Below are 23,066 nucleotides of genomic sequence, written 5' to 3'. Positions count from 1 at the left end.
GACGGCACCTGGAACGGTTTCCCGGCGCCGATGCGGATGCCGGTCGCACCGCAAAAAGACCGAATAGACCTCCTCCTCAGCGAAAACCGCGACAATCTGGCACGCTAGTTGCTCCTTTCGACGATCGAGACGTCGTCAAAACGGGGGAGTCACCATGTCGACCATTGCCGCGGCCCCGGCCGCCGAGCCAAAGCCGCTCTACACGTCGCTGTTCGTCCAGGTCCTGGCCGCGCTGATCCTCGGCATCATTCTCGGGGTGGCCGCGCCGGATTTTGCCATCTCGCTCAAGATTCTGAGCGACGCCTTCCTGAAGCTGATTTCGATGATCGTGGCGCCGATCGTGTTCTGCGTCGTCGTGCACGGCATTGCCGGCGCGGGCGACCTCAAGAAGGTCGGACGGGTCGGCGTCAAAGCGCTGGTCTATTTCGAGGTGATGACCACAGTCGCGCTCGTGGTAGGTCTCATCTTGGCCTACACTTTCGGCCCCGGTCATGGCATGAACATCGACCCCTCGACGCTGGACGCCAAGGCGCTCAATACCTATGCCGACAACGCCCACAAGCTTCAGGGCGGCGGCATCGGCTCCTTCCTCCTCAACGTGATCCCGAGCACCTCGTTCGACGCGTTGTCGCGCAACGACGTGCTCCAGGTGCTGTTTTTCGCCGTGCTGTTCGGCGTAGGCCTCGCACTGGTCGGCGGCGAGAAGGGCAAGCTCGTGACGTCGATGATCGATGCCGCCTCGACCGTGCTGTTCCGCGTCATGGGGCTTATCGTCCGCGTTGCTCCACTTGGCGTGCTCGGCGCAGTCGCCTACACCGTCGGCAAATACGGCGTCGGCTCGCTCAAGCAGCTCGTCTCACTGGTTGCGCTGTTCTACGTCTCGGTCGGCATCTTCGTGCTGGGCGTGCTCGGCGGCGTCATGGCGCTTGCCGGCATCAACATCCTCAAATTCCTCGCCTACCTGCGCGAGGAGTTGACGATCGTGCTCGCGACCGCCTCGTCCGACGCAGTGCTGCCGCAGATCATGAAGAAGCTGGAGCGGATGGGCGTGAAGGATTCCGTCGTCGGCCTCGTGATTCCGACCGGATATTCCTTCAACCTCGACGCGTTCTCGATCTACCTGACGCTTGCGGTCGTCTTCATCGCGCAGGCGACCAACACGCCGCTGTCCTTCGGCGACCTCCTACTGGTGCTCGGCGTCTCCCTGATCACCTCCAAGGGCGCGCATGGCGTGCCGGGCTCCGCGATCGTGATTCTGGCGGCGACGCTGAACGCGGTGCCCAGCATCCCTGCGATCGGCCTCGTGCTGGTCTTGTCGGTCGACTGGTTCATCGGCATGGCTCGCGCGGTCGGCAACCTCACCGGAAATTGCGTTGCGACCGTGGTGGTGGCCGCCTGGGAAGGCGACCTCGACCGCGCCAAGGCGGCCAAGGTCCTCGACGGTGGCGAGCTTGTGGACGTGACGGCTGGGTAACGACCGCCGTTCAGTCATTCCAATGGAGGAGCGGCGTTCCATGCGCCCTCCTCCAGACAGAGAGGAAACGCGGAAACCAGGAGTGGGCCACGGCACCCTTGTAGGCCCAGGTGCGATACTTCAGGCCCCGCTCCGAGATCAGTTCCTGATAGCCGCCGTGGACTTCGGTTGCGGTGCGAATGTCCTTCAGAATTCCCTGGGCGCAGGAACGGTAGGTATCGCTGCACGAGAATTCGTCATAGTCCAGCATGCGATCCGCGAACTCGACGTTGAAAGTCGGCCAGGAGGAACGTCCCTGGTACGCGGGAGCCGCGATCTTGTGGATCATCTTGTTCCGCGGATTATCCGCGGACACCAGGAAGTGGAATGTGCCGGGGATGCGAAAGCGCGGCTCCGCAATGATCAGATCCGCCGTGGCCGCGAACAGCGCGCGCTCGGCCGGCTCGCTCATATCCCAGAAGCCGCGATGCACACTGACGAAATCCAGAGCGACCGAGGACACCGGCGAGCCTGGGGGGCCATCCAGGGAATGCCTGATATAGCCACCCTTGCCGAACAGGCGGAGCAGGTCCCTCTTGTACTGCGCCAGGTCGCGTCCGAGCCGCCGCTTCAGCTCGTTCTCGTCGATGATCCCGAGCCGCACGCCCCACACGAAGGTCGTGTAGACGCAGGCATTGGTGACGAAACGCCTGCGCTCGGCGCGCGTGTCGGTTGCCGCAGAGCGCGGAGCACTGGCATCGCACAGCAAATACGTAGAGCCATCATCGTTGAACGGCTCGAGCTCGCTTGCGAGCTGGAGGATCGCGCGCTTCAGATCACCGCAATATTCGGCCAGCAGCAGGCGACCGGCATGCACGCATTGCGACATCGCCAGATAGGATGACGCTCTCTCCTCGGCAGAGATCATCTGCCGCAGGCCGGCCAGAATGCCGAGCAGCGTATCCGAAGGGCGCGAGAAATAGTTCACGCCGAGATACCGGGCGCGCCCAGCCGGGACGATGGTCGTCGTGACGACGTTGGCGCGAACCGCTTCCAGCAGCAGGCGGACGCTCTTTTCGAGCAGACGAGCCCGGCGAACCGCATCCTGCGAATCCATGATGGTGTCGGGGTCGAGGATGTCGGGATAGAACCAGGCAAAGTCGCGCGGATAGTACGCAGAAGCGTGCGGCGCGCCCGTAACGAGAAAGGTCTCAGATACCGCAAAGGCACTGTCCATCGAGTACCGGTAGAGGTCCCCGATGGCCGTGAACGGATGATGCGACTTCCTCAGGAATCGATCACCGAGAAAGTTCACCGCCTGAAGCGCGTTGGCAACGAAGGTCGCCGCCATACCCTGGTAAAATCGGTTTTCGCCATGGGATGGAAAAGAGATGCCGCTGTTCATACGCGCCGTCGAATGTTGTCTCGTGGTCCGGCGGGACGCCGTTACGACGCTAGACCTGTCTGATTCTTATCTCTAGCCGGTGACGTGAGGAGCCGATTTACCCTTGCCGCGGCCGAAATTCTCGATCAGCCCCAGCAACACTCGCGCGCCGGCGTCGGCATCGGCGAGCTCGACATGCTCGTCGGGGTGATGGCTGATTCCGCCGCGGCAGCGAACGAAGATCATGCCGACGTCGGCAATGTCGATCATGGCCATGCCGTCATGCCCCGCCCCGCTCGGCAGCTCGAACACGGAAAAACCTTCCGCTTTGATCGCCTGCGCGATCTGCTCCTTGAGCCAGGGCGCGCAGGGCGCGGTGCGGTTCTCGTGGGTGACGTCGAGCTGAAGTGTCAATTGGCGGCGCTTTGCGATGGCCTCGATCTGCCTCACGACATCGGCGACCGCGCGCTTGCGGTGCATGTCGGTCGGCGCCCGCATATCGATGGTGAACGACACCTCGCCCGGGATGACGTTGGTCGCGCCGGGCCTCGCCTGGATGTAGCCGACGGTGCCGACCAGCCCGCCCTCGTCGGTGCGGCAAAACTGCTCGATCGCACCGATGCATTCGGCCGCGCCCGCCAACGCATCGCGCCGGAGCGCCATCGGCACCGTGCCTGCGTGCCCCGCCATGCCGGTCAGCCGCGCGGCAAGCCGTGTCGCGCCCGCGATCGCAGTGACAACTCCGACGGGGAGGTTTTGCGTTTCCAGCACCGGCCCCTGCTCGATGTGCAGCTCGAGATATGCAAGCAGCTCGCGCCGGGCCCGCGCGGCCGCGCCGATATGATCGGGGTCGAGCCCGAACTGCACCAGCGCATCGCGCATCGCGACGCCATCGCTGTCGCGTGTGTTGAGGACGCTTTCGTCAAAAGTGCCGGCCACGGCGCGGCTGCCGAGCAGGGTCGAGGCAAAGCGCACCCCTTCCTCATCCGCAAAACCGACGATTTCGATCGCGAACGGCAGGCGCTTGCCGCGGCGGTTGAGATCGGCGACGCAGGCGATCGCCGTGATCACGCCCAACGGCCCGTCCCATTTGCCGGCATCGCGCACGGTGTCGTAGTGCGAGCCGAGCATCAGGCAGGGCGCACCCGGCCGCTCCCCTTCGTAGCGCCCGCAGACATTGCCGATCGCGTCGAGACGCGCGCTCATGCCGGCGTCGCGCATCCAGCTCAGGATGAGGTCCGCGGCCTTGCGCAGCTCGCCGGTCAGATAGATGCGGGTGAGCTTGTCGCCTTCTTCCGAGATCGCCGCGAGCTCGTTGATTCTTCGCACGATCTCTTCGCCGAGCGAACCATTATGAACGGCGGTACCAGCAGCCATCTCGGCGGGCTTTCCATCTCTTGGGACCGCGGCGACGGCGGTCCTGGCGGCAATCGATTCAAGTTCGGTGCCAGCGAAATCACGCTGTCGACATCGTTCCGATCAGCGCGTGGTTAGCATGAATGCGGTTGCCGGCAGACCACCCGACCCTCGTCATGCACATGTCCAAGCCGGTTAAGACTGCTTAACTCCATTGCATACAATTATAAAATACTGCCTATATTTTCATCTGCTACTTTCCTGATCAAGCTCGGATCACCGAAAATAGCAAATTACTCTCAATAACTTAAGTGAAAATCCTCCCTCGGTAGCCTCTGGCACGAAGCTTGCGACAATCTATCCCGGGCTCCGCCAGACCGGCGCAGCGCGAGATGAGGCGGTGCATCCGCCAAGGGGAGCAAGCAATGGAATTTGGCAGGATCTCACGACGTCATTTGTTGCAGGGCGGCGCGGCCGTCACCCTCGGTGCGGCGACGGGCATTCGTCCGGCCTTCGCGGCCGAGACCACCATCGGATTCATCTACGTCGGCTCGCGGGACGACTATGGCTACAACCAGGCGCATGCGCAGGGCGCGGCGGCGCTGAAGAAGATTCCCGGCCTCAAAGTCGTGGAAGAAGAGAAGGTGCCGGAGACCGACGCGGTCGAGAAGACGATCGAGTCCATGATCAATCTCGACGGCGCCACCCTGCTCTTCCCGACCTCGTTCGGCTACTACAATCCTCACATGGTCAAGATGGCCAACAAATTCCCGAAGCTGCGCTTCGAGCACTGCGGCGGCCTGTGGAGCGACAAGGACCCGAAAAACGCCGGCAGCTATTTCGGCTACATCGATGAAGCCCAATACATCTCGGGCATCGTTGCCGGCTACAGCTCCAAGAGCGGCAAGCTCGGCTTCGTAGCGGCCAAGCCGATCCCGCAGGTGCTGCGCAACATCAACGCATTCGCGCTCGGCGCGAGGCTTGCCAATCCCAAGGCCACCACGCAAGTGATCTTCACTGGTGACTGGTCGATGCCGGTCAAGGAAGCCGAGGCCACCAACAGCCTGATCGATCAGGGCGTCGACGTCCTCACCTGCCATGTCGATGGTCCCAAGACCATGGTCGAGAACGCCGCGCGTCGGGGCGCCATGGTGTGCGGCTATCACGTCAACCAGTCGCCGCTCGCGCCAAAAGCGTATCTCACGGGCGCCGAGTGGAACTGGGAAGCGCTGTACCCCAAGTTCGTCAAGATGATCGCCGCCGGCGAGAGCATCCCGAACTTCTATCGCGGCGGCCTCAAGGAGGAGATCGTCAAGACCTCGCCCTATGGCGAAGCGGTCTCCGCCGAGGCGCGCAAGCACGCCGACGACGTCAAGGCCAAGTTCTTGTCCGGTGACGGCTACGCCATCTTCAAGGGAGGGCTGGTCGACAACAAGGGCAAGACGGTGATCGCGGCCGGCACCGATCGCGGCCAGAAGGATCCCGAACTCGAGAAGATGGACTATCTCGTGGAGGGCGTGGTCGGGGCGACTTCGTGACGACGGAAGCTGCAGATCTCGCTGAAGCGGTCGGGACCGTTGCCCCGGCCGCCGATCCGGGATTCCTCCAGCGTCACGGCGGAACGATCGAATATATCCTGATCCCGGGCGCGGCGCTGGCCGGCGCGCTCGGGGTCTTCGGCATCTTGGTCGCGATGTTCGGCAAGAGCCCGCTCGACCTCTATTTCTACATGTACTACGGCGCGTTCGGCACCTGGTTCTCATGGCAGAACACGTTGACGCGCGCGGCGCCGCTGATCCTTACCGCACTCTGCACGGCGCTGCCCGCGCAGCTCGGCATGGTCATCATCGGCGGCGAAGGCGCACTCCTGATCGGCGCGCTGTCGGCAACCAGCGCAGCACTGGTGCTTCAGGGCATGCCGCCGCTTATCGTGCAGATCGCCATGGTCGTCGCCGGCGTGATCGGCGGCGGCCTCTGGGTCATGCTTTCGGGCGCGCTGCGGCAATATCGCGGCGTCAACGAAACGATCTCGAGCCTGCTGCTCGTCTATATCGCGCTCGCGGTCCTCAACCATCTCGTCGAAGGCGCGATGCGCGACCCCGGCAGCCTGAACAAGCCGTCGACCCGCGAGATCGGCGCGGCCAACATGATCGGATCGATCCCCGGCACCGATGTGCATTGGGGTCTCGTGTTCGGCCTGATCGCCGCGTTCGCCGCCTATATCCTGATCTATCACACTGTGTTTGGCTTCGCCGCGCGTGTTGCCGGCGGCAACATCCGCGCTGCGAAGATCGTCGGTCTCAATGTCAGCAAGCTGATCCTGATCGTCTGCTTCCTCGCCGGCGGCGCCGCGGGCCTTGCAGGCATGGTCGAGGTCGCCGCGGTGCAGGGGCGCACCAACGCGAACCTCGCCGCAGGCTACGGCTTCACAGGGATTCTCGTCGCCTTCCTGGCGCGGCAAAATCCGCTCGCCATTATCCCCGTCGCGATCCTGCTCGGTGGTATCAGCGCCAGCGGCGGGCTGTTGCAGCGCCGCCTCGGATTGCCGGATGCATCCGTGCTGGTGCTGCAAGGCATCATCTTCGTCTTCGTGCTGGCCAGCGATGCGCTCTACGGCCGCATCGGGTTTCTGAAGGGAAAGTCCTGAGATGGCAGACGGCTCGATCGGACTCTGGACCGTCCCGCTCGCCGTGCTCGGCGGCGCCATTCGAGTCTCGACCCCGTTCCTGTTCGTGAGCCTGGGCGAATGCATCACCGAGCGCTCCGGCCGCATCAATCTCGGCCTCGAAGGCACGCTGGTAATGGGCGCGATGAGCGCCTACGGGATTTCCTACCTTACGGGATCGCCGTGGCTCGGCGTGCTCGCCGCTGGCATCACCGGCGCGCTTCTGGGCGCGCTGCATGCCGGCATCTGCTCGCTGCCGCGTGTCAACGACGTCGCGGTTGGCATCGCGCTGATGCTGTTCGGCACCGGGCTTGCCTTCTATCTCGGCAAGCCGCTGATCGAGCCCACCGCGCCACGGCTGCCCGCGATCGATTTCGGCTGGTGGAGCGACATTCCACAGGTGCGCGCGGCACTACGGGTCAACGTGTTGTTCCTGATTGGTGTCGCGCTCGCCCCAACTCTCTACTGGGCCTTCCGGACCACGCGCTGGGGCCTCCTGATCCGCACCGCCGGCGAGAGTTCGGACGCCGCGCGTGCGATGGGCCACTCCGTGCTGCTGATCCGCCTGCGCGCAACCATGGTCGGCGGCTTCCTTGCCGGCATCGGCGGTTCCTTCCTGTCGCTGTTCTATCCCGGAAGCTGGAACGAGGGCCTGTCCTCGGGGCAGGGCATCACGGCGGTGGCGCTCGTGATCTTCGCGCGCTGGGACCCCTTGCTGTGTCTGTGGGCCTCGCTCGCCTTTGGCGGCGCCGCAGCGCTGGGCCCGGCGCTGCAATCGGTCGGCGTCACCTCCGGCTACCACCTTTTCAACGCCGCACCCTACATCCTGACGCTGGCGATCATGATCATCACCTGCTCGCCGAAACGCACGCTGACCGGAGCCCCGGCCGAATTGTCGATCACCCGCTAGAGAGCCAAATCATGCCCGAGCGCACCATCAAGTCCGAGCCCTATGCCTGGCCCTATAACGGCGACCTGCGTCCGGAGAATACCGCGCTCATCATCATCGACATGCAGACCGATTTCTGCGGCGTCGGCGGCTATGTCGACAAGATGGGCTATGATCTCTCGCTGACGCGGGCGCCGATCGAGCCGATCAAGAGACTGCTCACGGCAATGCGGAGCCGAGGCTTTCACATCATCCATACCCGCGAAGGCCACCGTCCCGATCTCTCGGATTTGCCTGCCAACAAGCGTTGGCGCTCCCGGCAGATCGGCGCCGGCATCGGCGATCCCGGTCCCTGCGGCCGCATCCTGGTGCGCGGCGAGCCTGGGTGGGACATCATCCCGGAGCTCGCGCCGCTGCCCGGCGAACCCATCGTCGACAAGCCCGGCAAGGGCTCGTTCTGCGCCACCGACCTGGAGCTGATCCTGCGCGTCCGCGGCATCGAGAACATCGTGCTCACTGGCATCACCACCGACGTTTGCGTTCACACCACCATGCGTGAGGCCAACGACCGCGGCTTCGAATGCGTGCTGCTGCACGATTGCTGCGGTGCCACTGACAAGAGCAACCACGACCACGCGCTGAAGATGATCAAGATGCAGGGCGGCGTGTTCGGCGCGGTCTCGACCGCCGACGCCTTCATCGGAGCGATTTCGTGATCGTCGGCGAAACGTCGCCGCCATCGGGCGCCTTCGGCGTCGATGCCATCGCCATGAGCATGCGTTTCGGTGATTTCCTGGCGCTGGACAATGTCGCGCTGAAAGTGCGGCCGGGTTCGTTCCATGCGCTGCTCGGCGAGAACGGCGCCGGCAAGTCGACGCTCGTCAAATGCATTATGGGCTATTACCACGCCACCGAGGGTGACATTCTCGTCGGCGGGCGCGAGCAGGCGATCGGCAATCCGAAGGACGCCCACGCCCTCGGCCTCGGCATGGTCTACCAGCATTTCACGCTGGTGCCGGCGATGACGGTCGCCGAAAATCTGGTGCTGGCGCGCGATGACGTGCCGGCTGTCGTGAACTGGCCGAAAGAGATGAAGGAGCTCGAGGCCTTTCTCGCGCGCATGCCATTCAAGGTACCGCTCAGCGCAAAGGCCTCCGACATCTCCGCGGGCGAGCGCCAGAAATGCGAGATCCTCAAGCAGCTCTACCTGAAGCGTCGCTTCCTGATCCTGGACGAGCCGACCTCGGTGCTGACCCCGGCGGAAGCCGACGAGGTGCTTGGCATGCTCCGCGACATGGTCGTCAAGGGCGAGCTGACCATCCTGATGATCACGCACAAGTTCCGCGAGGTCATGGCCTTCGCCGACGACGTCACGATCCTGCGCCGCGGCAAGCTCGCCGGCGCCGGCAAGGTGTCCGAACTGACGCCGGACGCCATGGCGCGCACCATGATCGGCGCCGAGGAGCTGACGCTACAGCCGCCGCGCACCGGTGAGGCCGGCAAGGCGAGGCTGGAGCTGGCGAAGATGCGCGCGCGCGACGACGCCGGCGCCATCGCCGTGCACGACGTCTCCCTTACGGTCCGTGCCGGCGAGATCGTCGGCATCGCCGGCGTCTCCGGCAACGGCCAGCGCCAGCTCGTCGAGGTGCTGGCCGGGCAGCGCGGCGCTGAGAGTGGCGAGATCCGCGTCGCCGGCGATCCCTATCACGCCAGCCGCGAGGAGATGCGGCGGCACAATATGTCACTCCTGCCGGAGGAGCCGCTGAAGAACGCCTGTGTCGGCGGCATGAGCGTCGCCGACAACATCGCCTTCCGCGAATTCGACCGCGCGCCTTTCGCTAGCCTCGGCTGGTGGCTCAACCGCGGTGCCTTCCGCGTCGACGCGCGGAAGAAGATCGCCCAGTACAAGATCAAGACCCGCACGCCCGACACGCCGATCTCGGCGCTGTCGGGCGGCAATGTCCAGCGCGCCGTGCTGGCCCGTGAGCTCGGCGGCGACGTCGAGGTGCTGATCGCGGCCAATCCCTGCTTCGGGCTCGATTTCGCGGCGGTAGCGCAAATCCATGCCGAGATCATGGCCGCGCGCAACCGCGGCGCCGCGGTGCTGTTGGTCAGCGAGGACCTCGACGAACTCCTTGAACTCTCCGATCGGCTGGTGGTGATGTTCCACGGCGAATTCGTGTATGAAGCACGGACCAGCGAAGCCGATCTCACCGTGGTCGGCCGGCACATGGCGGGGCATTGACCAGGGAAGAGCGATGAGCGGCGGGTCCGAGCGTGACGAGCACTTCCTCCGCCTTTCCTTCGCGGTCGCCCGCCGTTCCCTCACGCACGGCAACCATCCCTTCGGCTGCATCGTGGTCGATGCCGAGGGCAAGGTCCTGATCGAGGCCGAGAACGGCTACATGCCGGATCACGACGGCACCGCGCATGCCGAGCGCCTCGCCGCCACGCAGGCCTGCCGCACGCTTGGCCGCGAGGTGTTGGCGAGAGCCACGCTCTATTCCTCCGCCGAGCCCTGCGCGATGTGCGCCGGCGCGATCTACTGGGCCGGCATCGGCCGTGTCGTCTATGGCCTCAGCGAGCACCGCCTGCGCGGCATCACCGGCGATCATCCGGAGAACCCGACGCTCGACTTGCCCTGTCGCAAAGTCTTTGCCAGCGGCCAGCGGCCGACAGAGGTTGCGGGGCCGCTGCTCGAAGACGAGGCCGAAGCGCTGCACGACGGCGTGTGGACGAAGTAGCAAACACCAATTCAATTTCGTAGAGCGGATTGCGCCTACGGCTCATCCCCGACCCTCCTGCCCACAAACGAAGATGACGCCGCGGAGGTTTGACGCGGCGCCATCGTCGTTCACCTGAAGCGTGTCAGGTGGCTAGAATTTCACAGTGACACCGGAGTAGAGCGAGGACTCGGTGCAGGAGCCTGTGCTCACCCTCGCGCCGCCGGCCAGGGTGGTGCAGGCCACGGCGTTGTTGTGATCGAGGCCGAACTTGTTCTGCCAATACCGGTAGGCGACCCAGACGTCCACGAAGTGCGAGTACTTCTCACCCCACACTGCCTTCGAGGCATCGAGGGTCAGGCGGATCGGCTCGGAGTTGAACTCGACCTTGGTGGGATAGACGCCGTTGGCGACGCTGGCGGGAAGCGGCTCAGTGTCGGTGCCCTTCTTGCCGTACCACGCCGCTCGGCCGCTGATCGAGAAATACTGCATGTTCTGCGGCAGGAAGCCGAGGTCCATATAGTAGTTGGTTTCGATCGCCCAGGTCGGCTTGAACGATGTGTTGCCGTCAGCAATACACGGAGCGGACCAACCGGCGCCGCACTGCGAGAAGGAGTTGTGGTTGGCGAACTCCCAATACACCAGCGGCGCGACGTTGAAGTAGCCCTTATAGGGGAGATCGAAGGCGAACTGCAGACCGGCGACAACGTCGCGCTTGGCGGCGCCGAAATACCGGTTCTCCGTGTTGGCATCCATGCCAATCTCGAACGAGATATTGTGCAGCGGGCCCTGCGTGAAGGCCTTGGTGTTGAAGATCTCGTTCCAGCCGAAGGTCGAGCGGAAAAGACCGTAGATTTCTGTCGCGCCGGCACAGCTCGTCGGCGTCGCAGCGAAGCCCGCAGCCGGCGAAACGACCACGCCTGTGGCGGTACACGGGCCGGCCGGATCATTGTGGTCCGACTTGAACATCGAGATGGTGAAGAAGTTGGTGCCGTAGGTCCAGGCATCGAAGTGGGTGAAGGAGTAGACCTGCTTCGTCGTCTTGGCGTTGATCACGCCATTGGTGTTGGTGAACGCACCGGGCTGCGAGGCATTGAAGATGTAGGAGTAGGTGACGCGGTCGTCGATCACCAGGAAGAACGGAAGGTCGGCCGCCTTCTTGGCAGCCTTGACCGGCAGATCCGCCGCCTGAGCCAGGCTACCGGTAGCAACCGTAGCAAGTGACAGCGCGCCTGCTGCAATTGCCTTGAAACGAAACGACATCCTGAATACCCCCAAGTTTGGACACGTAAAAATGAACGTCCCTTGGGTGCGACACTTGCGCCGATCTCCCGGAGTGAGAAGCCTCAACTTGTTTCAAGGCATGCCGCTTGTTTGCACAGGGCGCGGCGTTTCACCGGCCGATTTGGAAGGCCAACCTCACCGCCACGCCGTCGGCCGAGAGCGACCCATTGCCGGATATCCCCATTTGATTTCGTTCGCCTTTTCATGTCGACCGGACAAGGCAAACAAGATGGGTGGAAGCTACTGTCGCGGTGTTCGCAAATGCATACGCGTGCTGGCGCGTCTCTGCTTAACTTCACGCCAAGCCTGCATAGCGGGTTCCGATTTGGCTTGAGCCGTCACAAATTTGCAACAGGCGTCACACGCAAGCCGGGACTGCAAAGGCTGCTCGGAAGGTGTCTGAGGACGATCGCCGCCGGCGAGAGCCGAGACTCGCCGACACCTCCTGCCTGCCGAAGCGTTGAGCAAGGGATGACGCTTTTTCACACCTTACGCGGCGGTTCAAACTAGCCCAGTATTGAGGCACTTCACCCCATGCAAGCGCATCAGCGAATGTTGGATCCCACGGCTAAGAGCCTGCATTCCGGCGAGTCCCCGCTCCTCAGGACGGTCGGGCTCACCAAGCGCTATGGCGATTTCCTCGCCAACGATGCCATCGACATCGATATCTGGCCAACGGAAATCCACGCGCTGCTGGGCGAGAACGGCGCCGGCAAGTCGACGCTGGTCAAGGCGATCTACGGGCTGATCCAGCCCAGCGCTGGCCAGATTTTCTGGCAGGGCCAGCCGATCGTGCTGTCCGGTCCCTCGGAAGCGCGCAGCCGCGGCATCGGCATGGTGTTCCAGCATTTCTCGTTGTTCGACAATCTCACCGTCGCCGAGAACGTCTCGCTCGGCCTCGACGGAAGAGAATCCTTCAAGGACATGTCGGCGCGGCTTGAGCAGGTGTCGAAGACTTATGGATTGCCGCTCGATCCCAAACGCGAGGTCTGGCAATTGTCGGTCGGCGAACGCCAGCGCATTGAGATCGTCCGCGCGCTCATGCAGGATCCACAATTCCTGATCCTTGACGAGCCCACCGCGGTGCTGACGCCACAGGAAGCCGACCAGCTCTTCATCGTGCTGGAGCGGCTCAAGGCCGAAGGTCGCGCCATCCTTTATATCAGCCACAAGCTCGAAGAGGTGAAGCGCTTGTGCGACACGGCAACGATCCTGCGCGGCGGCAAGAAGGTGGAGACCTGCAATCCCAGGCTTGAGACCGCCGCTTCGCTGGCGCGCATGATGGTCGGCGGTGAGATCAAGGAGGTGAAGGCGGCCGCCGGCCGGCAGACCACCGTGCCGCGCCTCGTCGTCAACGATCTCTCGCTCGCCCCTGGCGAGGCGCATGGCGTGCGGCTCGAGCACATCTCGTTCGAGCTGAAAGGCGGCGAGATCCTCGGCATCGCCGGCGTCGCCGGCAACGGCCAGGACGAACTGTTCGCCGCGCTGTCCGGCGAACGCCTGTCGAAGGATCCCGGCACGATCGTGATCGAAGGCCTTGCTGCCGGCCATCTCTCGATCACGCAGCGCCGCAAGCTCGGTGCGGCCTTCGTTCCCGAGGAACGGCTCGGCCACGGCACTGCGCCGCGCATGAAGCTTTCGGAGAATGCGCTTCTCACCGGGCACGCCGCCAGCGGCATGGTCCATCGCGGCTTCATCGATACTGCCGCCACCCTGAAGACGGTCGACCGCGCAACCGAGACCTTCGACGTCCGCAAGGCCAAGCGCGATCCGGAAGCAGCATCCCTCTCCGGCGGCAATTTGCAGAAGTTCATTGTGGGACGCGAGATCCTGCGCAATCCCGCGGTGCTGGTGGTGAGCCAACCGACCTGGGGCGTCGACGCCGGCGCTGCCGCCGTCATCCGCCAGGCGTTGCTTGATCTCGCAACCGCGGGCGCCGCCGTACTCGTGACCAGTCAGGACCTCGACGAGCTCGCGGAAATCGCCGACCGCATCGCCGTGATGTTCCATGGCCACCTATCTGCGCCGCTCGCCGCCAGCGAGGCGACGCGCGAAAAACTCGGCCTGTTGATGGGCGGCAGCACGCTGGAGCCGAAGGAGGCCGCGCATGCAGTTGGTGCTTGAGAAGCGCGCCGAACGCTCCAACACGATCGCGCTGATCTCGCCGCTGATCGCGATCGGCCTCACGATCGTGACCATGGTCATCCTGTTCGCGATCCTCGGCAAGAATCCGCTGCTCGCCCTGCACGCCTATTTCATCGCGCCTTTGACCGACAGCTATTCGCTCCAGGAAATCGCGGTGAAGGCGACTCCGCTGGTGATGATCGCGATCGGACTATCGCTCTGCTATCTCGCCAATGCCTGGAACATCGGCGCCGAAGGCCAGTTCCTGATTGGTGCCGTCGCCGGAAGCTGGATTGCGGTGAAGACGCAGGGCACCGACGCCGGCGTCTGGGTGCTGCCGGTCATGCTCGTGCTCGCCGCCGCCGCAGGCGCGCTCTACGCACTGATCCCGGCAATCTGCAAGGTGAAGTTCGGCGCCAGCGAAATCCTGACCAGCCTGATGCTGGTGTATGTCGCCGATCTCTTCCTCGACTATCTCGTGCGCGGCCCCTGGCGCGATCCACACGGTTTCAACTTCCCGACCACCGCCGAGTTCGATCCGGTCGCAACGGTACCGCTGCTGATCGAAGGCGGCCGGCTGCATCTCGGCTCGATCATCGCCCTTCTCGTTGTCGCGGCGGTGGCGATCCTGCTCGGGCGCACCATCACGGGATTCGAGATTCGCGTGGTCGGTGCGGCGCCGCGCGCCGCGCGGTTCGGCGGCTTCAATTCCAACCAGTTGATCATCCTGACCTTCGCCGTCTCGGGCGCGCTGGCAGGCCTCGCCGGCATCATCGAGGTTGCAGGTCCGGTCGGACATCTCCAGCCCGGCATCTCGCCGGGTTACGGTTTTACGGCGATCATCGTCGCCTTTCTCGGCCGGTTGAACCCCCTTGGAATATTAATTGCAGGCCTTTTTCTCGCGTTGACCTTTATCGGCGGCGAGCAGGCGCAGATCGCGATGAAGATCCCGTTGGACGTGACAAAGGTTTTTCAGGGCATCCTGCTGTTACACGTGCTCGCCTGCGATTCCCTCATCCTCTACCGCTTCAAGCTGGTTTTCCCGAACCGACAGGTGGCTCGTGGAACTCATTGAAGCCATCATCCTCGCGGTGCTCGCCGCCTCGACGCCGCTCCTGATCGCGGCGACCGGCGAGCTCGTGACCGAGCGCTCCGGTGTGCTCAATCTCGGCGTCGAGGGCATGATGATCGTCGGCGCCGCATGTGGCTTTGCAGGTGCGTGGTTGACCGGCTCGATCTTTATCGGCGCACTGTTCGGCACCGTCGCCGGCACGTTGATATCACTGGTCTTCGCACTGATGGCGCTCGGGCTTGCGGTCAACCAGGTTGCGACAGGGCTGGCGCTGACCATCCTGGGTCTCGGACTCTCCGGCCTCATCGGCGCTGGCTTCGTTGGCGAGCGCATCACGCCGGCGCTGCATCTCAAAATTCCCGGTCTCACGGATATTCCCCTGGTTGGCCGCGTGTTGTTCGGCGAGGACGCTTTCGTCTATTTCTCGCTGGCGCTGGTCATCGGCGTCTGGTGGTTCCTGTACCGTACGCGGCCGGGATTGATCCTGCGCGCCTGCGGCGACAACCACGTGTCTGCGCATGCGCTCGGCTATCCCGTGCTGCGCATCCGCACCTTAGCGGTGATGTTCGGCGGCGCCTGCGCAGGACTTGCCGGCGCTTATCTGCCGCTCGCCTATACGCCCTTCTTCATTCCGGGCATGACCGCAGGCCGCGGCTGGATCGCGCTGGCGCTGGTGGTGTTCTCGTCCTGGCGGCCGGGCCGCCTCGTGGTCGGCGCGTATCTGTTCGGCGCGGTGACGATCCTGCAACTGCACGCGCAGGGCTGGGGCGTCGGCATTCCCTCGCAGTTGATGTCGGCGCTGCCTTACCTTGCGACCGTCATCGTCCTGGTCCTGCTCTCCCGCGCGCGCACGGGCGGATCGACCGCACCGGCTGCGCTTGGCACCGTGTTCGTGCCTGACCGCTAGCGTTTCATTTCCGCGGCGTGCGCGATGGGGCGCGCACGGTGCGGATCGTGGCTTTCCCCTGATGTTTGGAGATTGATGATGAGGAAATCACTTCTTGCGCTGGCTGCCGGGCTCTTGCTTGCCGGGAGCGTCAGTGCAGCCTCCGCCGCCGACAAGCTGAAAGTCGGATTTATCTACCTCGGCCCGGTCGGTGACCTCGGCTGGACTTATCAGCATGAGCTGGCACGCCAGGCGCTGGTGAAGGAGCTCGGCGACAAGATCGAGACCACCTTTCTCGAAAACGTGCCTGAGGGCCCCGACGCCGAACGCTCGATCGAGCAGCTCGTCCGCGCCGGCAACAAGCTGATCTTCACCACCTCGTTCGGCTACATGGATCCGACGCTGAAGGTCGCGAAGAAATACCCGAACGTGCATTTCGAGCACGCGACCGGATACAAGCGCAACCCGAACATGTCGACCTATTCGGCCAAATGGTACCAGGGCCGCTACATCCAGGGCCTGATCGCGGCCAAGATGTCGAAGTCCGGCGTGCTCGGCTATATCGGCTCGTTCCCGATTCCCGAGGTCGTCTCCGGCATCAACGCGACGATCCTCGCCGCGCAGACCATCAATCCGAACATCAAGGTCAAGATCATCTGGGCCAACACCTGGTTCGACCCAGGCAAGGAAGCCGACGCCGCCAAGGCGCTGATCGACCAGGGCGCCGACATCATCATGCAGCACACGGATTCGCCGGCGGCAATGCAGATCGCCAGCGAACGCGGCAAGCTCGCCTTCGGCCAGGATTCCGAGATGATCAAGTTCGGGCCGAAGACCCAGCTGACCTCGATCCTCGATACCTGGGGTCCCTACTACATCGCCCGGGTCAAGGCCGAGCTCGACGGAACCTGGAAATCCGAGGACACATGGGGCGGCCTCGACAGCCACATGTTCGCGATGGCGCCCTACACCAATATGCCTGACGACGTGAAGAAGATCGCCGAGGATGCCCAGGCGGCGATCACCGCGGGGAAGCTGCATCCGTTCAAGTGCCCGGTCCTTGGGCAGGACGGCAAGGAGGTCGAGTGCAAGGGCGGCGCCAATCTCGACGACGGCCAGATCCTCGGCATGAATTTCTATGTCAAAGGCATCGACGACAAACTGCCGGGCAAGTAGCACGCTTCTTGCACCGCCTAATCACCTGCTCCTCCCGGAGGAGGTTCGGAGGGGGTGGCCAGAAGCACCCGGCACTTGTGGTCGCCCCCTCTTTCTATCTTCGCCTGGATACTATCCCGCCTGCATGGCCCGCGCCGCTGAACTGTGGCGGTGGATGAGGTCTGCCACATCAAGGCCGGGGATCGCGCCGTCGATCACGGCCCATTTTCCTGCGACCATCACCCTGTCGGCCCGGTGCGCCCCGCACAGCACCAGAGCGGCCAGGGGATCGCCATGGCCGGAGAAGCGCAGCTCGTCGAGCCTGAACAGCGCGAGATCTGCTGCCTTCCCGACGGCCATCTCGCCGAGTTCCGGCCGGCCGACGCAGGCCGCCGAGCCCTTGGTGGCCCAGCGCAGCGCATCCCTGTGACTGACCTTCGTCACCCCGTAGCGCGCCCGCTGCAGCAGGAACGCGGCCCGCACCTCCTGCATCAGGTTCGATCCGTCGTTCGAGGCCGAGCCATCGACGCCGATGCCGATGCCGACACCGGCCTCCTCCATCTCGCAGACGGGACAGCAGCCGGAGGCCAGGAGCTGGTTGCTGCAGGCGCAATGACTGATCGTCGTCTTCGCCTTGCCTAGCCGCTTCATCTCGTCTGCATTGAAGAAGATGCCATGGGCGAGCCACGTCCGTGCATTGAGCCAGCCACATTGTTCGAGATAGTCGAGCGGACGGCAGCCAAACATCTCCTGGCAGAATTTGTTCTCGTCCTCGGTCTCGGCGAGATGGGTGTGCAGACGTACGTCGAGCTTGTCGGCGAGATCGGCGGTGGCGCGCATTAGGGACGTCGTCACCGAGAACGGCGAGCACGGCGCCAGCGCGATCTGCACCATCGCATCAGCACCGCGCTGATGATATTTCGCCACAACGCGCGCGCTGTCCGCGAGGATGGTGTCCTCATCCTGTACGACGCTATCGGGCGGCAGACCGCCGTCGCGCTGCGACAGGTTCATCGAGCCGCGCGTGAGCAGCACGCGCACGCCGAGCCGCTTTGCGACCTCGACCTCGATGTCGACGGACTCCTCGAGCCCCGCCGGGAAGACGTAGTGATGATCCGTCGTCGTGGTGCAGCCCGAGAGCAGCAGCTCGGACATCGCCACGGTGACGCCGAGCTGCAGCCGTTCCGGCGTCAGCTTCGCCCACACCGGATAGAGCGCCTGGAGCCAGGGAAACAACTCGCGGTCCATCGCCGCGGGTAGCGCCCGCGTCAGCGTCTGGTAGAAATGGTGATGGGTGTTGATGAGGCCCGGCAGCACGACGTGGTCGCCAGCATCGAACACCGCGACGTCAACGGTTGCGGGCGCGCCGCCGGCCGGCACCAGCTCGACGATCCGGCCGTCCTGCACCACGACGCCGCGCTCGGCGCCATCGGCGAGGACGGCCAGGGGATCCCTGATCCAGATCGGCTTTGCGTCGCTCATGAATCTGCTCCTCCTCACATCCGCTCACGACACGCATGCAAGGCAGGTGCCGGCCTGATTGCGCTTTTGCTGCGACTTGTTGTTGCGACTTGGCGCTCGTCTTGCAAGACTTTCCCTTGGCTCGATTCACTCGTTGGAAGCGTTGGCGTCGCCATGGACTTGAATACCATCACAGCGGTTGCCCATCCGCAAACGCGCGCGCAGCTGCCCGTTTGGACGCCAGGTGATGCATGGCTCGCGGGCGGCACCTGGCTGTTCTCGGAACCGCAAGTTCACCTGACTCGGCTCATTGATCTCACCGACCTCAAATGGCCAGCGCTAACGGTCACCGAGAGCCATTTCAGCATCGCGGCCACCTGCACCGTTGCGCAGCTCGACGGATTCGCCTGCCCACCCGACTGGTTCGCAGCACCGCTGATCAACCAGTGCTGCCGCGCCTTCCTTGCTTCGTTCAAGATATGGAAGACGGCGACGGTTGGCGGCAATCTCTGCATGTCGCTGCCGGCGGGACCGATGATCTCGCTCACCGCTGCGCTGGAGGGCATCTGCACCATCTGGAAGGCCGGCGGCGGCGAACAGATGATGCCCGTCTTCGACTTCGTCGCCGGCAACCAGCTCAACCGTCTGGCGCCGGGGGATCTGCTCCGGCAGATCGATATTCCGATCGCCGCGCTGAAGCGTCGTACGGCCTTTCGCCAGATCTCACTGGCGCCGGTCGGCCGCTCGGCGGCGCTGGTGATCGGCAGTCTGGATGCCGATGGCACGCTGACGCTCACAGTCACCGCATCGACGGTGCGGCCGATCCGGTTGTTCTTCCCCAAGCCGCCCAACGCGAAAGCGCTTCGCGAGGCCATCGCACAGCAGATCACGGACGATCTGTACCACACCGACATCCACGGCAAGCCGCTCTGGCGCAAGCACATGTCACTGCGGCTTGCCGAAGAGATCCGCGACGAACTCCTCGGGACACCGCCGTCATGAGCTTCGAGGTCAACGGCAAGCCGTTTTCGCAGAGCCCCCGCGCGGGCCAGTGCCTGCGCACGTTCCTGCGCGAGCTCGGCCATTTCGGCGTGAAGAAGGGTTGCGACGCCGGCGATTGCGGCGCCTGCACCGTGCTGGTGGACGGCGAGCCCGTGCACAGCTGCCTGATCCCGGCGTTTCGCGCCGAGGGGCGCGCCGTCACCACAATCGAAGGTCTCGGCGGAGACGGCGGCGCGCATCCGATGCAGCAGGCTTTCCTCGATGCACAGGGCTTTCAATGCGGCTTCTGCACCGCCGGAATGATCCTGACCTGCGCCTCGCTGAACCAGGCGCAGCGCACCGATCTCGGCGTCGCGCTGAAGGGCAATATCTGCCGCTGCACCGGGTATCGTTCGATCGAGGATGCGTTGCTCGGCAAGACCAATATCGAGGAGAGCATCGAGGCTGGCGCCGCATTCGGCCGCAGCCTGCCGGCGCCAGCTGGCCCCGATGTCGTGCGCGGCAAGGCGCGCTACACGTTCGACACGCAGATTGACGGCTTGCTGCATATCAAGCTGCTCCGTTCGCCCCATGCCCACGCGAGGATCGTCGCGATCGACAAGTCGGAAGCACTGAACGTTCCCGGCGTGCACGCGGTGCTGACGCATGAGGATGCGCCCACCATCCTGATCTCGACCGCGCGGCATGAGAAGGACTGGATGGATCCCGAGGACACTCGTGTTCTCGACGAAATCGTCCGCTTCATCGGCCAGAAGGTCGCCGCAGTCGTCGCAGACAGCGAAGCCGCCGCGGAGGACGCATGCCGCCGGCTGAAGGTCAGTTACGAGATTTTGTCCGCGCTGGTCGATCCGGAGCAGGCGATGGCGCCGGGTGCACCCGTCATTCATCCCGATCGCACTACCGCGAACCGCGTCGCCGACGCCCGGCGCAATCTCGCTGCGGAGATGCATGGCGAATTCGGCGACGTGGCGGCTGCGCTCGTGACATCCGCCGTCACCTTCGAGGGCACCTTCCATAGCCATCGTGTGCAGCATGCCGCGCTGGAAACCCATGGCGGCCTCGCCTGGCTCGATGCTTCCGGCGTGCTCAACGTTCGCACCTCGACGCAGGTGCCGTTCCTGACCCGGCGCGCGCTGTCTGATATCTTCGAGCTTCCCATGGACAAGGTTCGCGTCTTCTGCGAGCGCGTCGGCGGCGGCTTTGGAGGCAAGCAGGAGATGTTCGTCGAGGACATTCTGGCGCTCGCCGCGCTCAAGACCGGACGGCCGGTGAAGCTGGAGCTCACCCGCGAGGAGCAGTTCGTCGCGACGTCGACGCGGCACCCGATGCGGGTCCACGTCAAGGCCGGTGCCGACGCGGACGGCAAGCTCACCGCGCTTCAGCTCGACGTCCTCTCCAACACCGGCGCCTACGGCAATCACGCCGGACCCGTGATGTTCCACTCGCTGGCCGAATCCATCAGCGTCTACAATTGCCCGAACAAGCGGGTCGACGGCTACGCGGTCTACACCAATACGGTACCGGCAGGCGCCTTTCGCGGCTATGGCTTGCCGCAAACACTGATCGCGGTCGAGGCCGCGATCGACGAACTGGCCAAGCAGCTCGGCATCAGCCCTTACGAGATGCGGCGGCGCAACGTCGTCAAGCCCGGCGACCCCATGCTGTCGCCACCGCCGTCGGAATTCCACGACGTGCTCTACGGCTCCTACGGGCTCGACCAGTGCCTCGACCTCGTCGAGCGCGCGATGCAGGCTGATGGTCCGCAGCCGGACCTGTCGCCGGAGTGGCTGATCGGCGACGGCGTCGCGCTGACAATGATCGACTCGGTGCCCCCGGCGGGGCATCTCGCGGATGCGATGATCGCACTCAACGAGGACGGCGGCTTCGACCTCACCGTCGGCACCGCCGAATTCGGCAACGGCACCAGCACCGTGCACCGGCAGATCGCGGCGACGGCGCTTGCGACCACCGTCGACCAGATCCGCCTGCGCCAGTCCGACACCGCCCATGGCGGCCACGACACCGGCGCCTATGGCAGCGCCGGCATGTTCGTCGCCGGGAAGGCGACGCATGCCGCAGCCATGCAGCTCGCGACCGAGCTGAAGGCGGCCGCCGCCGGCGCATGGTTCTGCGACATCGGCAGCTGCACGCTCGAGAGCGAGGCCGTCGTCAGTGGCGTACGGCGGATGTCCTTTATGGAGCTGGCCAAGCTCGCGCGCGAACGCGGACAGCCGTTCGCAGGCGCCGGCAATTCCGGCGGCACGCCGCGTTCGGTCGGCTTCAACGTGCAAGGCTTTCGCGTCGCCGTGAACAAGGGCACCGGCGAGCTCCGGATTCTCAGGAGCGTGCATGCGGCGGATGCCGGCGTCGTCGCCAATCCCATGCAGTGCCGCGGCCAGGTCGAAGGCGGTGTCGCCCAGGCGCTCGGGGCCGCACTCTACGAGGAGATGGTGATCGACGCGGACGGCCGCGTCACCAACCCCAAATTCCGCGACTATCACCTGCCCTCCTTCGCCGATGTCCCCCGCACCGAGGTCTTCTTCGCCGAGACCTCCGACACGATCGGCCCGCTGGGGGCGAAGTCGATGAGCGAGAGTCCGTACAATCCGGTCGCCGCCGCCCTCGGCAACGCGATTGCCGATGCCACCGGCATCCGCTTCACGGCGCCGCCCTACAAGCCGGACCGGCTGTTTCCGGCGCTGCACGAGAAGTTCGGCAATTAACTGCCGCGATAGGTCGAATAGCTCCACGGCGTGACGAGCAACGGCACGTGATAGTGGCTTTCCGGCTCGCTGATCGCAAAGCGTAGCGGGATCTCGTCGAGGAACGGCGGGTCGGTGAGCTGCACGTTGCGCTCGGCGTAATATTTGGCGACGCTAAACCGGAGCTCGTAGCGGCCGATCGGCAGCGGGCGGCCGCCAATCAGCGGCTGGTCGGTGCGGCCGTCCGCGTTGGTCACCGCGCGCGCAATCACGCGGCTCTCGCCGAGGTTCGCGAGCTCGACCAGCTCGACCGGAATGCCCGATGCGGGCTTGCCGGCGTGGTTGTCCAGCACATGGGTCGAGAGCCGGCCGTGCACTTTCAGCTTGTCGTCAGCACTGACGAGCTGGTCCAGCCGCAGCGCAGCGATGCGGGAGATTTCCTCGAGCGCGCGGCGTGTCTCGGTCTTGGCAATGTTCTGCAGTCGCGACTCGAAGTCACGCAGAATGGAGTCCTTGGTGTGCCGGCGCGCACAGACGATATAGGGGATACCAAATTTTTCGCGATACGCATTGTTCGCCCGCTCGAAGGCCGCATATTCGGTGTCCGACAGACGGTCTAGACCAGCGCTGCTCTGCTCGGCAGTCGAGTCAGGCGTGAGTCCCGCTGCGCGCTGGGTCTTGTTCGCGAGGTCGGGATGCGCGCGTATCAACGCCAGCTGCACCTCGGGCTCAGCGCTAGCGATCGCCGCCTTGATCGCGTCGAGCAGTGAATTGATGCCGGCAAACGGACGGCGCGCCGCCGCTTCTTGGGCAATCCAAGGCGAGTACTCGACCACGTTTTCAAGTACGGCCACGAAATCATCGAAGCTCGCGGCATTGAGATCAGACAAGGCGATCTGTGACATTGCTG

General features: G+C 64.4%; 18 protein-coding genes. 13 read left to right on the top strand and 5 right to left on the bottom strand.

Going from position 1 to position 23,066, the window contains the following annotated elements; genetic code table 11:
• Positions 1-154: 154 nt before the first annotated feature.
• A complete protein-coding gene (locus BcanWU425_RS12920; RefSeq protein ID WP_018456682.1) occupies positions 155-1,474 on the top strand; it encodes a dicarboxylate/amino acid:cation symporter in 1,320 nt (439 codons plus the stop codon).
• 10 nt (positions 1,475-1,484) lie between these two features.
• On the opposite strand, the gene BcanWU425_RS12915 is transcribed toward BcanWU425_RS12920, so the two are convergent.
• Both BcanWU425_RS12915 and BcanWU425_RS12910 read right to left on the bottom strand, forming a co-directional pair.
• The gene (locus tag BcanWU425_RS12915; RefSeq protein ID WP_204511913.1) at positions 1,485-2,858 is read right to left on the bottom strand and encodes a hypothetical protein; all 1,374 of its coding nucleotides are present in this window, start codon (positions 2,856-2,858) and stop codon (positions 1,485-1,487) included.
• A gap of 72 nt (positions 2,859-2,930) precedes the next feature.
• Positions 2,931-4,214, bottom strand: coding sequence for an allantoate amidohydrolase (locus BcanWU425_RS12910; protein WP_204511914.1), 1,284 nt, complete (start codon positions 4,212-4,214; stop codon positions 2,931-2,933).
• A 404-nt stretch (positions 4,215-4,618) separates the two neighbouring features.
• Between BcanWU425_RS12910 and BcanWU425_RS12905 the strand changes: the two genes are divergently transcribed.
• From BcanWU425_RS12905 to BcanWU425_RS12880, 6 genes are read left to right on the top strand one after another with little or no spacing between them, the layout of a single operon-like run.
• Complete coding sequence (locus tag BcanWU425_RS12905) at positions 4,619-5,731, top strand: BMP family ABC transporter substrate-binding protein (protein ID WP_204511915.1); 1,113 nt, start codon at positions 4,619-4,621, stop codon at positions 5,729-5,731.
• Complete coding sequence (locus BcanWU425_RS12900) at positions 5,728-6,840, top strand: ABC transporter permease (RefSeq protein ID WP_204511916.1); 1,113 nt, start codon at positions 5,728-5,730, stop codon at positions 6,838-6,840. The genes BcanWU425_RS12905 and BcanWU425_RS12900 overlap by 4 nt, the downstream gene beginning before the upstream one ends.
• A 1-nt stretch (position 6,841) precedes the next feature.
• A complete protein-coding gene (locus tag BcanWU425_RS12895; protein WP_204511917.1) occupies positions 6,842-7,768 on the top strand; it encodes an ABC transporter permease in 927 nt (308 codons plus the stop codon).
• An 11-nt stretch (positions 7,769-7,779) separates the two neighbouring features.
• Positions 7,780-8,463: a biuret amidohydrolase gene (gene biuH, locus BcanWU425_RS12890; RefSeq protein WP_204511918.1), complete on the top strand. Its 684-nt coding sequence runs from the start codon at positions 7,780-7,782 to the stop codon at positions 8,461-8,463.
• Positions 8,460-9,992: an ABC transporter ATP-binding protein gene (locus BcanWU425_RS12885; RefSeq protein ID WP_204511919.1), complete on the top strand. Its 1,533-nt coding sequence runs from the start codon at positions 8,460-8,462 to the stop codon at positions 9,990-9,992. Before biuH ends, BcanWU425_RS12885 begins: the two co-directional genes overlap by 4 nt.
• 13 nt (positions 9,993-10,005) lie before the next feature.
• Entirely contained in the window at positions 10,006-10,491 is a 486-nt protein-coding gene (locus tag BcanWU425_RS12880) for a nucleoside deaminase (protein WP_204511920.1), read from the top strand.
• Between the two features lie 132 nt (positions 10,492-10,623).
• On the opposite strand, the gene BcanWU425_RS12875 is transcribed toward BcanWU425_RS12880, so the two are convergent.
• A complete protein-coding gene (locus tag BcanWU425_RS12875; RefSeq protein ID WP_204511921.1) occupies positions 10,624-11,733 on the bottom strand; it encodes a hypothetical protein in 1,110 nt (369 codons plus the stop codon).
• A gap of 573 nt (positions 11,734-12,306) precedes the next feature.
• On the opposite strand from BcanWU425_RS12875, the gene BcanWU425_RS12870 reads away from it, so the two are divergent.
• The 4 genes from BcanWU425_RS12870 (at position 12,307) to BcanWU425_RS12855 (ending at position 17,012) form a co-directional block, all read left to right on the top strand.
• On the top strand, positions 12,307-13,878 hold the full coding sequence (locus BcanWU425_RS12870) for an ABC transporter ATP-binding protein (RefSeq protein ID WP_231190510.1): 1,572 nt from the start codon (positions 12,307-12,309) through the stop codon (positions 13,876-13,878).
• Positions 13,862-14,953 carry an ABC transporter permease gene (locus BcanWU425_RS12865; protein WP_204511923.1) on the top strand — a complete coding sequence of 364 codons (1,092 nt, stop codon included), beginning with the start codon at positions 13,862-13,864 and terminating at the stop codon, positions 14,951-14,953. The genes BcanWU425_RS12870 and BcanWU425_RS12865 overlap by 17 nt, the downstream gene beginning before the upstream one ends.
• A complete protein-coding gene (locus BcanWU425_RS12860; protein ID WP_204511924.1) occupies positions 14,940-15,857 on the top strand; it encodes an ABC transporter permease in 918 nt (305 codons plus the stop codon). The genes BcanWU425_RS12865 and BcanWU425_RS12860 overlap by 14 nt, the downstream gene beginning before the upstream one ends.
• A gap of 78 nt (positions 15,858-15,935) precedes the next feature.
• Entirely contained in the window at positions 15,936-17,012 is a 1,077-nt protein-coding gene (locus BcanWU425_RS12855; protein WP_204511925.1) for a BMP family ABC transporter substrate-binding protein, read from the top strand.
• Between the two features lie 111 nt (positions 17,013-17,123).
• On the opposite strand, the gene BcanWU425_RS12850 is transcribed toward BcanWU425_RS12855, so the two are convergent.
• Entirely contained in the window at positions 17,124-18,473 is a 1,350-nt protein-coding gene (locus BcanWU425_RS12850; RefSeq protein WP_204511926.1) for an 8-oxoguanine deaminase, read from the bottom strand.
• Between the two features lie 153 nt (positions 18,474-18,626).
• Between BcanWU425_RS12850 and BcanWU425_RS12845 the strand changes: the two genes are divergently transcribed.
• The gene (locus BcanWU425_RS12845) at positions 18,627-19,454 is read left to right on the top strand and encodes an FAD binding domain-containing protein (RefSeq protein WP_204511927.1); all 828 of its coding nucleotides are present in this window, start codon (positions 18,627-18,629) and stop codon (positions 19,452-19,454) included.
• Complete coding sequence (locus BcanWU425_RS12840; RefSeq protein ID WP_204511928.1) at positions 19,451-22,177, top strand: molybdopterin-dependent oxidoreductase; 2,727 nt, start codon at positions 19,451-19,453, stop codon at positions 22,175-22,177. Before BcanWU425_RS12845 ends, BcanWU425_RS12840 begins: the two co-directional genes overlap by 4 nt.
• Here the strand turns inward: BcanWU425_RS12840 and uraD are convergent.
• Positions 22,174-23,061 carry a 2-oxo-4-hydroxy-4-carboxy-5-ureidoimidazoline decarboxylase gene (uraD, locus tag BcanWU425_RS12835; protein WP_018456700.1) on the bottom strand — a complete coding sequence of 296 codons (888 nt, stop codon included), beginning with the start codon at positions 23,059-23,061 and terminating at the stop codon, positions 22,174-22,176. The two genes, BcanWU425_RS12840 and uraD, sit on opposite strands and share 4 nt — an antisense overlap.
• Positions 23,062-23,066: the final 5 nt, after the last annotated feature.

Origin of the sequence: Bradyrhizobium sp. WU425, from assembly GCF_021052305.1 — a bacterium.
Classification (GTDB): Bacteria; Pseudomonadota; Alphaproteobacteria; order Rhizobiales; family Xanthobacteraceae; genus Bradyrhizobium; species Bradyrhizobium canariense_D.
Note: the sequence above shows the minus strand (reverse complement) of the source record. Positions and strands in the feature narration are given on the sequence as shown.

What these genes read in the sequence shown, in the direction of transcription:
- BcanWU425_RS12920 (WP_018456682.1), top strand. Translation starts at nt 155, where the DNA reads ATGTCGACCATTGCCGCGGCCCCGGCCGCCGAGCCAAAGCCGCTCTAC.
- BcanWU425_RS12915 (WP_204511913.1), bottom strand. Translation starts at nt 2,858, where the DNA reads ATGAACAGCGGCATCTCTTTTCCATCCCATGGCGAAAACCGATTTTAC.
- BcanWU425_RS12910 (WP_204511914.1), bottom strand. Translation starts at nt 4,214, where the DNA reads ATGGCTGCTGGTACCGCCGTTCATAATGGTTCGCTCGGCGAAGAGATC.
- BcanWU425_RS12905 (WP_204511915.1), top strand. Translation starts at nt 4,619, where the DNA reads ATGGAATTTGGCAGGATCTCACGACGTCATTTGTTGCAGGGCGGCGCG.
- BcanWU425_RS12895 (WP_204511917.1), top strand. Translation starts at nt 6,842, where the DNA reads ATGGCAGACGGCTCGATCGGACTCTGGACCGTCCCGCTCGCCGTGCTC.
- biuH (WP_204511918.1), top strand. Translation starts at nt 7,780, where the DNA reads ATGCCCGAGCGCACCATCAAGTCCGAGCCCTATGCCTGGCCCTATAAC.
- BcanWU425_RS12880 (WP_204511920.1), top strand. Translation starts at nt 10,006, where the DNA reads ATGAGCGGCGGGTCCGAGCGTGACGAGCACTTCCTCCGCCTTTCCTTC.
- BcanWU425_RS12875 (WP_204511921.1), bottom strand. Translation starts at nt 11,733, where the DNA reads ATGTCGTTTCGTTTCAAGGCAATTGCAGCAGGCGCGCTGTCACTTGCT.
- BcanWU425_RS12870 (WP_231190510.1), top strand. Translation starts at nt 12,307, where the DNA reads ATGTTGGATCCCACGGCTAAGAGCCTGCATTCCGGCGAGTCCCCGCTC.
- BcanWU425_RS12865 (WP_204511923.1), top strand. Translation starts at nt 13,862, where the DNA reads ATGCAGTTGGTGCTTGAGAAGCGCGCCGAACGCTCCAACACGATCGCG.
- BcanWU425_RS12855 (WP_204511925.1), top strand. Translation starts at nt 15,936, where the DNA reads ATGAGGAAATCACTTCTTGCGCTGGCTGCCGGGCTCTTGCTTGCCGGG.
- BcanWU425_RS12850 (WP_204511926.1), bottom strand. Translation starts at nt 18,473, where the DNA reads ATGAGCGACGCAAAGCCGATCTGGATCAGGGATCCCCTGGCCGTCCTC.
- BcanWU425_RS12845 (WP_204511927.1), top strand. Translation starts at nt 18,627, where the DNA reads ATGGACTTGAATACCATCACAGCGGTTGCCCATCCGCAAACGCGCGCG.
- BcanWU425_RS12840 (WP_204511928.1), top strand. Translation starts at nt 19,451, where the DNA reads ATGAGCTTCGAGGTCAACGGCAAGCCGTTTTCGCAGAGCCCCCGCGCG.
- uraD (WP_018456700.1), bottom strand. Translation starts at nt 23,061, where the DNA reads ATGTCACAGATCGCCTTGTCTGATCTCAATGCCGCGAGCTTCGATGAT.